This is a genomic window from Gordonia sp. NPDC003424 (assembly GCF_053588655.1).
This window is the reverse complement of the sequence record NZ_JBSFQJ010000001.1, coordinates 575,765-587,932: the sequence shown is the minus strand read 5'-3', so window position 1 is coordinate 587,932 and position 12,168 is coordinate 575,765. Positions and strand designations below refer to the sequence as shown.

Genomic DNA, 12,168 nt, shown 5'->3' with positions numbered 1-12,168 from the left:
GATCCCCTCAGCGGTTGCCGAACATCCGTGACAGGAAACCCGGCTCGGCGTCGTGTCCGGGGCAGCGCTTGGAGGCGGGCACGCCGCGCATCACCTGATCGACGTGTTGGCCGCAGCCTCGCCAGGTGACCTTGCCGCACTTCCGGCAGGTGGTCTGTTGGCACATGGTTATCTCCTTTATCGGGTTGGATTAATTGCGGTGAACTCGGGGATCGGTCAGACGGTGACCTCGTCGACGATCAATTCGGGTGCGCGGCTCCCCAGCCAGGCGCGAAGGGTCAGCATGCCGCCCGACAGGTGCGCCACGTCGAGTCCCTCGGCCGCCAGCATCCTGGTCGCGAGATAGGACCGCATGCCGGACTGGCAATGGACACGGATCGGCCGGCCGGCGGCTGCGGCGGTGATCTCGGGAAGCCGTTGCCGGACCTCGGTGTGGGGGACGTTCAGCGCGCCCGGCAGATGGCCACCGGCGTACTCGTCACGCGAGCGGACGTCGAGCACCAACGCAGATGCCCTGACCTCGTCGACGTCGGCTGCCTGCCAGAGTCGGACGGTCCCGGTGAGGACGTTCTCGGCGATCATCCCGGCGAGGTTCACCGGGTCCTTGGCCGAACCGTACTGCGGGGCGTATGCGAGGTCGAGGTCCATCAGGTCGGTGGCCGACAGGTGCGCACGGATCCCGGTCGCGATGACGTCGATGCGCTTGTCCACACCGTCGGCGCCGACGGCCTGCGCACCCAGCAGCACTCCGTCGCCGGAGCGCACGTGCACCAGTAGGTGCACCGCCTGCGCGCCCGGGAAGTAGCCGGCGTGGCTGCCCGGGTGCAGATGAATGGTCTGGTAGTCGATGCCGGCCGCGTCCAGCGTACGGCGGTTGGCTCCCGTGAGTGCTGCCGTGAGCTCGCCGACCCGGACGATGGCCGTACCGAGCGGCATCGGGATCGGGCGCGCCGATTCCCGGCGGAGGATGTCGTCGGCCACCAGGCGGCCGGCTCGGTTCGCCGGGCCGGCCAGGGCGACCGGCCGACGGAGTCCGGTCACCGGATCGGTGCTCAGGGTGGCGTCGCCGACCGCCCACACACCCTCGGTGTTGGTACGTCCGTGCTCGTCGACGATCATCGCGCCGCGTTCACAGGCGATACCGGCGGCCTCGAAGGGTGCGGTGTCGGGTGTGACACCGACCGACAGCACGATGATGTCGGCGGCCAGGCGGGTGCCGTCGCCCAGCACGACGGTGTCGGTGTGCGGGGTGGATTCGATTCCCGTGGCCGCGACCCCGTCGTGCACCTCGATGCCGAGGTGGGCGAGTTCGTCGCGGATGAGTGAGGCCATCTCGGTCTCCAGCGGGGGCAACACATGCTCGGCGAGTTCGACGACATGCACGTCGAGTCCGCGCAGGCGCAAGGCCTCGGCGGCCTCGAGGCCGATGAACCCGGCACCGAGAACCACCGCCCGCTGCGCGCCGGAGAGCACCCGCTCGCGCAGTCCCACGGCGTCGCCGACGGTGCGCAGGGTGGTGACGCGGGGTGAGTCCAGGCCGTCGATGGACGGACGCAGTGCCCGGGCGCCGGGCGCGAGGATGAGCGCGTCATACGCGATCTGCTCCACCCCGTTCGGCGACATCACCTCGACGGTGCGTGCGGCGGTGTCGACCGCGGTCACCTCGTGGCGCACGCGAACATCGAGATCCAATGATTCCTTGAGTGTTTCGGGCGTCTGGACGAGGAGCTTGTCGGCCTCGGCGATCTCGCCGCCGACGTAATAGGGGAGGCCGCAGTTCGCGAAGGACGGGTGCTGGCCGCGTTCGAGAACGATGATCTCGGCGGTCTCGTCGAGTCGGCGGGCGCGGGCGGCAGCGCTCATGCCGCCCGCGACACCGCCGACCACGACGATCCTCACGCGACCGCGTGCGTCGTCGTTGACGCCGCGGTTCCCGTAAGCCGATGACCCGCTCGGGTCGTGCACAGTGATGTCCATACCCCCAAGGGTATATACCCCAGGGGGTATAAATCAACGTATTCTCGATGAGGCCTGTGCCACATGAATTTCTCTGGTGTCAGTCGCGAAGGGTGTGGGCGACGAGATGCAACGCCGCCGTGGTGGCCAGCGCCCTGACGGTCGCGCGGTCGCCGGCGAATCGGCGGAGTCTGGTCACGGTGGGCCGACCGTTGACCGCCACCGCGAACCAGACGGTGCCGACGGGTTTGAGTTCGGTTCCGCCGCTGGGTCCGGCGACACCGGTGGTCGACACCGCGACGTCGACCCCGAGACGTCGCAGCACACCTTCGGCCATGGCCGCGGCCACCGGTTCGCTGACCGCGCCGTGCTCGTCGAGCATGTCCTGCGGCACGCCGAGCACTCCGGCCTTGACCTCGTTCGCATACGACACGACGCCGCCCATCACATAGGCCGACGACCCGGGACGATCGGTGAGTCGCGCGGCAACCATTCCGCCCGTGCACGATTCGGCCGTCGCGATCATCCGGCCCGAGAGCAGCGTCGCGATCTGTTCGTCGATACTGCTTCCGTCGACCGAAAAGATCTGTCGTGCATGCTGTTCGAGAAGCACACGCTGCAACTCCTGATACGCCGGAGCTGCGGCCTGCGGGAATCGGGTCACCATGTCGATCTCGCCGAGCCGAATGCAGGTGGTGATCTCGAGTGCGTCGAATCCGTCGATCTCCGGCTCGGCGGCCCGCAGGGTTTCCGCCAGATGGGCCTCGGACAATCCGTATGCGCGAATCGTCTGCTGGGCGAACTCGACCCGCCCGGCAAGCGCGTCGACGACCGGCGCACTCGCCACCGCCGTCGGCCACATCGCCCGGAGCTCGCGGGGCGGCCCCGGCAGAATGAGGATGGCCGGCACGCGAGTGTTGTTGTCGGCAGACGGAATTGCGACGCCTGGAGCGGTGCCGACGGGCGGGATCGGTTGCGCACCGTCGGGCACCATGGCCTGCTTGTGGACGCCGACGGCCAGAGCGTCGGGCATCGGTTCGTCGCCCAGGTGCTGCCACCGACGGATGATGCCCTCGATGTCGGCGTCCAGGTCCGGATCAAGGTGCAGCGCGCGCCCGCAGAACGCCGCGACCGTGGCGACGGTGAGGTCGTCGGCGGTCGGACCCAGACCGCCGGTCGTGACGATGAGATCGAGGTGCTGATCGGCGAGAAAGGCGAGCTGGGCGGTGAGGTCCGCGGGGCGATCGCCGCAGACGGTGATGTGTGCGACGTCGACGCCCATCGCGAGTAGTTGTTCGGCGACCCACGGCCCGTTGCGGTCGGTGACCCGACCCGTCAGGACCTCGGTTCCGGTGACCACAATGCCCGCGCGCACACTCACGTCATCGAGCGTAGCCGGGACAAAACGACGGCCGGTCGCCGATCATGGAACGACTGGGCAACGAGAGGTGGGCGATGAACGGTAGGACGATCGCGACGGCGGCGCTGGGGCAATTCAAGAGGGCCCGACTGGCCTACCTGAAGTTCCGTGGTCAGACCCCCGACACTCTCGCCGAACAGCGCATTGTCAGTGGTAAGTCCTGGGAAGAGTTCTGCGACACCCTGAAAGCCGCCGGCGCGGCGATCGTGTTTCCCGGCACGCCGACCGACCCGCTCACCCAGGCCGAGGGGTATCGCTACCTGAGCCGACTCACCCGCGCCGGCCTCGAGGCGTTCATCGAATACGCCGACCCGCGGGCGCCGGTTCTGCGGCGCATGATCCACGAGACCGCCAAGATGGGCTCGGACAACCCGGACAACTACTACATGAACGCCACCATCGACGGCACCCTGGATTACCGGATCACCGGCACCCGCGGCACCGTCGACTATCTGGGCTTCGGCACCCAGGAGGGCCACTATGGCGAGGGTGCCCAGATGCCGACCACCGGCTACGTGGAGGCCGCCGATCTCCAGATCGGCGACGACGGGCAGTTCGAACTGATCCTCAGCGCCACCGAGCATCCCGGCAACTGGTTGCCGATGACCCCCGACACCGGACTGCTGATCGTCCGGCAGACGTTCGCCGACCGCACCACCGAGCTGCCGGCCGAGTTGACCATCGAACTCCTCGGCGGTTCGGCCGCACCGGCACCGGTGACCGCGGCGCAGATCGACGCCGGTCTCGGCAAGGCGAGCCTGATGGTGGCCGGGGCGTCGATGCTGTTCGCCAAGTGGTCGCACGACTTCCAGAAGCATGTCAATGAGCTGCCGATGTTCGATCCCGACAAGTCGACCAAACTCGGCGGCGACCCGAATATCATCTACTACCACAGCTATTGGCGGCTCGGCCCGGACGAAGCGCTGGTCATCGAGTCCGAGATCCCCGACTGCGACGCGTGGAACTTCGTGCTGGACAACCATTGGTTCGAGTCCCTGGACTACCGGCATCACACCATCCACGTCAATAAGCACACCGCGACCTACTTGCCCGATGGCAGTGTGCGAATCATCGTGGCGCACAAGGACCCCGGCCTGCCGAACTGGATCGACACCGCCGGTCACGACTGCGGCGGTATGACGTTCCGGTGGATCAAGGCGACGACACATCCGCAGCCGCGCACGCGCGTGGTCACGACCGACGAACTCTCCGCGCTGTCGACGAAGGAATAGCCTTGGTCTTCAGTCCTTTTCAACGCCGACCGATCAGGGCCGTCAATCAGATCGGCGCGCTGCTGTACTCGCGCGGTATCCGGGTGGATCTGTCCGCCGACGCGTTGGCGCGTCGGGCGGTCGCGGCTACCGGACTTCCGTGGACGGCCGATCCGCAGACCGACAAGGCACTCGACGTGTTGGCCGCCTCGATCACCGATGAAGCCAGGCTGAGCACCTTCGGCGCGCTGGTGATCCGCGCCCGGCTGCACGGCATCCTCACCACCAGACTGCGCGTGGCCGAACTGATGCGCCGGCGACCGGAGATCGCCGACATCGAGATCGCGCCGCCGATCGTGATCGCGGGACTCCAGCGCAGTGGAACCACGATGCTGCACCGGCTCATCGGCGCCGATCCCGGCATGCGGTCGGTGGGCTCGTGGGAGGTGATACACCTGCTGCCGCGCAAGCACGAGAAGGCGGGCTCGCCCACGATACGGATCGCGCAGACCAAGGGTGCGGAGCTGGCGCTGCGCTACCTCAACCCGCAATTCTTCGCCATCCACGCTGTCGAGGCCGACGGCCCAGAGGAAGACGTTCTGCTGCAGGAGTATTCGCTGCTGTCGCAGGTGCCCGAGGCGATGCTGTCGGTGCCGACCTACGCGGCCTGGCTGCAGCAGCAGGACATGCGCGGGTCGTACGAATACCTTCGGACGCTGCTGCAGATCCTGCACACCCAAAACCCCCGTCCGCGTTGGGTGCTCAAGACACCAGCCCACCTCGAACACCTCGACACCCTGCTCGAGGTGTTTCCCGATGCGCTGATCGTGCAGACCCACCGCGACCCGCTGAGCACCACCGCATCCTTCTCCAGCATGCTGGCCCACGGGCATTCGATGTTCAGCGACCACGTCGACGCCGCCGCGGTTGCCCGACACTGGTTGAAGCGCAACGCCGACATGGTCGACCGGGCTCTCGACGTCCGCGCCGAGCGCCCCGACGTCTTCGTCGACGTCCAGTACTCCGACCTCGTCGACGACCCGATGAGACAGATCGAAAGAATCTATGCCGCAGCCGGATTCGACCTCACCGACGAGATCCGCGCCCGCATGGCCGAGCACCGTGCCGGCCACGCCCAGAACGCCCACGGCGTCCACCGCTACGACCTCGCCGATTTCGGCCTGACCCCCGACGAGGTCAACGCCGCCTATGCCCGCTACCGGCAGGCCTTTGCTCTCCGTTGATCGAGCAACGCTCCGAGCGCAGCGCGGCGCTGCTCCCCGTTGATCGGGTAAGGTTCCGAGTGGAGCCAGGCGCTGCTTCCCGTTGATCGGGTAAGGCTCCGAGCACGGCGAGCCCGCCGTATCCCCCGTTGATCGAGTAAGGCTCCGAGCGAAGCGAGGCGCCGCATCGAGATCACTTGTCCCCGTGTCAGTTCCCACGCAAACCCGCATGCCAACTCACTCGCCCAGCGGACGTACCGGAAGCGGAAACGCGGTCCCCGTCAACTCCTCGGCCTTCTTCCACAGCCGCGCGGCGAGATCGAAATCGCAAGCCTCGCTGGATCTCCCGAACAACACCGGCTTCCCCCGCAGCGCCCACAACCCGTCGACGCCCACGTAGCTGCCGGTCGCGATCGGCGCGGTCAGACAGTACAGCGTCGTCTGCGCGCCGGCGTCCACGTCGTTGGCGAACACCGACGCAGCACCTTGTACGAGCCGGTGTGCCACACCCAGATGCGGCTTGTTGGAGATGTTCGACGCCACCCACCCCGGCGTCGTCATCATCACCGAGACCGGAGACCCGGCGGCGCGCAGCCGGCGATCGAGCTCGAGTCCCAGCAACATCACCGCCAACTTCGACTGGGCATAGGAGCGAGCCGGATTCCACCTCCGCCGCGTCAGATCCAGATCGTACGGGTCGACGTGTCCTGCCTTGTGCGCATCGGACGCAACGAGCACGATCTGCCGTTCGATGCGGGGGAGAAGCAGGTTCGTGAGCGCGAACGGTCCGAGGAAGTTGGTGCCGATGCCCAACTCGAACCCGTCAGTGGTCTGCGTGTGCTGGTGCGGAAAGACACCAGCGTTGTTGATCAGGTAGTCCACCGGCCCGTCGAGCCGATCACCGAAGGACCGCACCGAGCCCAGATCGGCCAGATCGAGCTCAATCACCTCGCAGTCGCCGCCGAACTCGACGGCACGCTGCTTGCCGAGGTCGACATTGCGCACCGCCAGCACCACCCTGACCCCTGCGTGTGCCAGGGCCCGGGCGGTCGCCATGCCGAGGCCGTTGGTGGCGCCGGTGACGATGGCCCGGTGGCCGGCCAGGTTCGACAAATCGATGCTCATCGCCAGGAGCCTAGTGTTGTTGCCGGGCAAAGAGGCGGCAGACTTCCGATTTCGCGACCACTGAGCCTCGCTCCCATGCTTCCACATCGATCCCATGCTGCACCGTGGGCTCGAGGTGGGACCATGGGATCGACGACGACGGTAGGGCTCAACCCCGGACGATCTTCCGTTCTCCGTACCATCATCAGCATCACGGGAAGCCCGTCGATGAAACGGGGGAATGGGCATGGACGCCGACGACACCCACGAAGTGCGCCTGACCGAGCGGGAGGCACTGACCAATCTGCGCACGGTCTTGGAACTGTGCGCGTCTGGTCAGATCAAGTGCAGCGCCAAGACCGCGCGGCCGTCCGCGGCGACGGTGAGTACCGTCGCGAACCATCTGGCCAACGGCGACTTCTACGCTACCGACGCGATCGCGGCATTCGCCTGGCCGCTCCTGATCCAGTCCGGCGGGCTGGCCGAACTCGAAGGCACACGTCTGGCGCTGACACCGAAAGGTCGTGCTGCACTCGGCAAACCGCCCGCAGATATCATCCGCGACCTGTGGCGTCGCTGGCTCACGCATGGGGTGATCGACGAGTTCAGCCGCATCGAGGCGATCAAGGGTCAGCGCGCGACCAATGTGCTCAGCGCGGTCAAGCCCCGCCGCGCGACGGTCGCCGCGGCGCTGGCCACTTGCCCGTCCGATGAGTGGATCGAGATCGACACCGTGTTCTCCACCATGCGCCGGAAGAAGCTGAATCCCACCATCGCGCGCAACGGACGGGCCGTGTGGAAGCTCTATCTCGTCGACCCCGAGTACGGGAGCTTCGGGTACGACGGCTACCACGGCTGGTCACTGCTCGAGGGGCGCTACACGCTGGCGGTGATCTTCGAGTACGCCGGCACGCTGGGGCTGGTGGATCTCGACTACCGCGACCCCGTCGGTGCCCGCGACGACTACCACGGCAATTGGGGCAGCGACTTCGTCGACGCACTCAGCAGATACGACGGCCTGCGAGCGCTACGACTCACGCCGTTGGGCGCCTACGCATTTGGCCTCGTCGACACCTACGAGCCGACCGACGACGACACCACGGCGACATCGCCGCTGACGATCCTGCCCAACCTCGACATTGTGGTTACCCACGGCATGAGCACGGCCGAAACACTCACCTTGGCCGCCTACGCCACCCAAACCGCGGACTACACCTGGACGGCATCGGCAGCCACTCTCACGGCCGCGCTCGGTGCCGGCCGAGATCTCACCGAGTTCATCACCTTCCTGACCGACCGGACCGACCACGAACTGCCGTCGACGTTGACCACCCTGGTCGACGATGTGCGCAGGCGCGGCGCTCAACTCGCCGACCTCGGGCATCTCCGGGTCATCGAGTGCGCCGATCCGGCCGTCGCGATGCTCATCGCCCGCGACCGCACACTCCGTTCGCTGGTCCGTCCGATCGGTGACCGACACCTCGGTGTCGCGGCCGAGCACGACTCCAGGTTCCGCACCGGGCTGCTCAAGCTCGGGTACGTGTTGCCATCTGCGTGATCGCGCGGTCGCATGGCACCGTGACTGCAGACCACATCGATCACTCCACCGCGGTGATCGTCTCATCGCGCGATTCTCAGTCTGAGACAACTCCGACATTCCCCCCACCAATCAGGTTTCGCCCGCCGATCGCCGGGGATAGGCTGGACTTCTCCCCGGGGCCGGTCCCGGGGGGTTGATCGAGGACAGGAGATGGCTGATTTCGATCCGCTGATGACGCAGCGCGATGTTCAACCGGATGTCGCAGCAGAGTTGACTGCGGCCGGATTCGCCGATCCTCTTCTCATCGGTCGTGGCGGTTTCGGTGCCGTCTATCGCTGCGCCCAAACGACCCTCGACCGTACGGTCGCCGTCAAGATCCTCACCGATCACCTCGACGAGCAGAGCCTCGAACGCTTCATCCGCGAGCAGCGCGCCATGGGCCGACTGTCCGGACACCCGAACATCGTCAACATCCTCGAGGTCGGGGCCACGCCGAGCGGGATGCCGTTCATCGTGATGCCGTATCACCCGCACGACTCCCTGGACGCGCGCATCCGCAAGCAGGGGCCGCTGGACTGGCCCGATGTCCTGCGGCTCGGGGTGAAGATGGCCGGTGCGCTGGAGACCGCGCATCGATCGGGCACCCTGCACCGCGACATCAAGCCCGGCAACATTCTGCTCACCGAATACGGGGAACCCCAGCTCACCGACTTCGGCATCGCTCGCATCATCAACGGCTTCGAGACCGGCGCCGACATGGTCACCGGATCGCCGGCCTTCACCGCCCCCGAACTGCTGACCGGTGACGCGCCGACCGTCGCCTCCGACATCTACGGCCTGGGCGCCACACTGTTCTGTGCCCTGACCGGGCACGCCGCCTTCGAACGCCGCAGCGGCGAGCAGGTCGTCGCGCAGTTCCTGCGGATCGCCGCCGAGCCGGTTCCGGATCTGCGGTCGGCCGGTATCCCCGACGAACTGTCCCGTGCCGTCGAACATGCGATGGCACGAGAACCCGGCGACCGTCCGGAGTCCGCCGCGGCCTACGGCGAGGAACTCCGCGCCATCGAGCGGCACCTCGGGCAGCCCGTCACCGAGATGGCGCTACCGGCACAGGCCACTCAGGATCCGCTCACCGGAGCGACGCCCCGACGGTCCGTCGAATCCACCACCGCGCCACCGACACCGGCGACCAAGTTCCGGCCACCGATGCGCCGTCGGACGCAGGTACCGCGCAGTCGCCTGCTCGATGTGCTCAGGGCGGGGGAGCGTCGACGCTTGATACTCATCCACGGTCCGGCCGGGTATGGCAAGACGACCGTGGCGGCGCAGTGGGCCGAGCAGCTCCACCGGGAGGGCGTGCAAGTCGGATGGCTGACCCTCGACGACGACGACAACAAGTCGTCGTGGTTCCTGACCCATCTCGTGGAGGCCATCCGCCGGGTGAACCCCGACGTCACGACGGATCTCGACGAACCGTTGGAGGATCACCGGGACAACGCTGACCAGGTTGTCCTCACCGCGCTGATCAACGCGATCCACGATCATGGCGAGCGTATGGTCATCATCGTCGACGACTGGCATCGGGTCACCGATCCGGCGGCGATCGCGTCGATGGACTTCCTGCTCGAATACGGGTGCCACCATCTGCAACTCCTCATCACCAGCCGATCGCGCACCGGACTGCCCATCAGCCGGATGCGGGTCCTCGACGAACTCGTCGAGATCGACATCGCCGGACTGTGTTTCGACACCGACGAGGCCCGCTCGTTCCTGGTGGACGTCGCCGGACTCGACCTGGAGAGCAGCGACATCACCGATCTGCGCAACTCCACCGACGGCTGGGTCGCGGCACTACAGTTGGCGTGTTTGTCGTTGCGCAGCGCGGAAAGCCCGTCGGAGCTCATCTCCAACATCTCCGGGAGGCATCGTGCCATCGGAGACTTCCTCGCCGAAAATGTCTTGGGCGCACTGCAACCCGACATCCTCTACTTCTTGCTCACCACATCTGTGGCCGACGAGATCTGCGCCGGTCTGGCGACCGCGCTCAGCGGTGAGCCGCGCGGGCAGGCGCTGCTGGAAGACATCGAGGCGCGAGATCTGTTCCTGCGCAGGACCGACCCGGACGGCTACTGGTTCCGCTTCCATCCGCTGTTCCTCGAATTCCTTCGCCGGCGACTCGAACGCGACCATCCCGAATTGGTCATCCCACTCCATGAGTCGGCGTCGACATGGTATGCCGAACACGGCATGCTCGCCGAAGCTGTGGATCATGCTCTCGCAGCGGAAGATCCGCGCCGAGCCGTTGCTCTGGTCGAGGCCGACGGTCGTACCCTGCTCGAACACTCGCAGATGACCACGCTCCTCGGTCTGATCGACAAGCTTCCGCCGAGTGCGGTCGCTTCGAGTCCGCGGCTGCAGTTGGCGGCCGCCTGGTCGAATGTGCTTCTGCATCACACGGATCGGGCGCGAGCCGCGATCGACCGGATGAGGAGCGCGCTGTCCGCCGAGTCGCCGGACGCTCCCGACGTCGCCGGTATGCGGATAGAAGCCGATGTCGCGCTGGCGTGCACCGACGCCACCGCCGATCGCGTCGACCGCATCGATGACCTCGTCGCCGAGTGCCTCGTTCGTCCAGAGTCGTTGCCGCCCTTCGTCGTCTCGTCTGCTGCGGATGTGTCGACGATGAGCGCGATCATGCGGTTCGACTTCGACGAGGCGCATCGCCGACAGATGTGGGCCCTGCCGTACCACGAGCAGAACACGGGCGCGTACGCGGTGATGTACGGGTACGCGCTCGATGGCCTGGCCTACATCGAGGAACTCGCCCTCGATCACGCCGAACAGTGTCTGCGCAGCGCGGTGCATGTGTCGCGCAGCAATGTCACTACCGGTCGGTCGCAGGCCTATCGACTTTCTGCCGGATTGCTCGCCCAACTGCTCTATCAGCGGGGCGACGCCGACGAGGCGAGCGGGCTCCTCGAGGACAGCCTGACCTTGGCGCCCGACGAAGGCATCACCGACATGATTCGCGCCAGGTATGTCACCGGGGCACGTCTGGCGGTGCAACGCGGCGATCTCGCTCGCGCGGCCGATCTGCTCGACGAGGCGGCGGACGTCGCCGACCGCATCGAAACACGAAGGCTCCGTGCCTTTGTGGAGGTCGAGATGATCGCCCTGGGGGTCCCGACCCGACGGACGTTGCACCCCCGCGTCGATTACGCCCATCGCGCACAACCGGCCAACGGATTCGCGGAGATCATCGCCCAGGCCGAGGAGGAAGCCGCCATCCGGCTGCTGCTCCGCGACCCCGGCGGTGTCGAGCTCGCCTGTCACTGGGCGCGGGAATGGGTGGACTACCTGGCCGGCAGCCATCGTCGTCGCGCCGTGTTGCAGGCGCGGCGGTTGCTCGCCCTGTGTCTGGCGACGGCGGGACGGACAGATGAAGCGCAGGACCAAATGGCCATGGTGCTGTCCATCTGCGACGAGGCCGGCATGGTCCGGTTCACGGCCGACGGCGGGAAGGGCGTGGCCTCCATCGCGACCGCGGCGCGATCCATTGGTGGCGGCCACTTTTGAGCGCCTGAGCCGCAATTCTTTGCGGTGCAACGCGTTACGGATTCCGTTCCTCGGCGAGGCGTGAATCGAGCCCTCCGAATCCTGGTCTGCGAGCGTGAGCCGGGCCCACAAAGGTCCCACTCTGAACCGAATGAAACC

8 protein-coding genes are annotated in these 12,168 nt (G+C 66.8%); 4 read left to right on the top strand and 4 right to left on the bottom strand.

The features are described from left to right. Positions 1-7: 7 nt before the first annotated feature. From ACWDTI_RS02615 to ACWDTI_RS02605, 3 genes are all read right to left on the bottom strand, one after another. Positions 8-166: a hypothetical protein gene (locus ACWDTI_RS02615; protein WP_449736465.1), complete on the bottom strand. Its 159-nt coding sequence runs from the start codon at positions 164-166 to the stop codon at positions 8-10. Between the two features lie 50 nt (positions 167-216). Then, on the bottom strand, positions 217-1,977 hold the full coding sequence (locus ACWDTI_RS02610; RefSeq protein WP_449736464.1) for an FAD-dependent oxidoreductase: 1,761 nt from the start codon (positions 1,975-1,977) through the stop codon (positions 217-219). A 79-nt stretch (positions 1,978-2,056) separates the two neighbouring features. Beyond that, a complete protein-coding gene (locus ACWDTI_RS02605; RefSeq protein ID WP_449736463.1) occupies positions 2,057-3,337 on the bottom strand; it encodes a competence/damage-inducible protein A in 1,281 nt (426 codons plus the stop codon). Between the two features lie 74 nt (positions 3,338-3,411). Here ACWDTI_RS02605 and ACWDTI_RS02600 point away from each other — a divergent pair, with 74 nt between their 5' ends. After that, the gene (locus tag ACWDTI_RS02600) at positions 3,412-4,608 is read left to right on the top strand and encodes a hypothetical protein (RefSeq protein WP_449736462.1); all 1,197 of its coding nucleotides are present in this window, start codon (positions 3,412-3,414) and stop codon (positions 4,606-4,608) included. A gap of 2 nt (positions 4,609-4,610) precedes the next feature. Further along, a complete protein-coding gene (locus ACWDTI_RS02595) occupies positions 4,611-5,831 on the top strand; it encodes a sulfotransferase family protein (RefSeq protein WP_449736461.1) in 1,221 nt (406 codons plus the stop codon). A gap of 216 nt (positions 5,832-6,047) precedes the next feature. On the opposite strand, the gene ACWDTI_RS02590 is transcribed toward ACWDTI_RS02595, so the two are convergent. Then, entirely contained in the window at positions 6,048-6,935 is an 888-nt protein-coding gene (locus tag ACWDTI_RS02590) for an SDR family NAD(P)-dependent oxidoreductase (RefSeq protein ID WP_449736460.1), read from the bottom strand. A 226-nt stretch (positions 6,936-7,161) separates the two neighbouring features. On the opposite strand from ACWDTI_RS02590, the gene ACWDTI_RS02585 reads away from it, so the two are divergent. After that, positions 7,162-8,472 carry a helicase-associated domain-containing protein gene (locus tag ACWDTI_RS02585; RefSeq protein WP_449736459.1) on the top strand — a complete coding sequence of 437 codons (1,311 nt, stop codon included), beginning with the start codon at positions 7,162-7,164 and terminating at the stop codon, positions 8,470-8,472. 192 nt (positions 8,473-8,664) lie between these two features. Continuing rightward, a complete protein-coding gene (locus ACWDTI_RS02580; protein ID WP_449736458.1) occupies positions 8,665-12,030 on the top strand; it encodes a protein kinase domain-containing protein in 3,366 nt (1,121 codons plus the stop codon). The last annotated feature ends 138 nt before the right edge of the window (positions 12,031-12,168 follow it).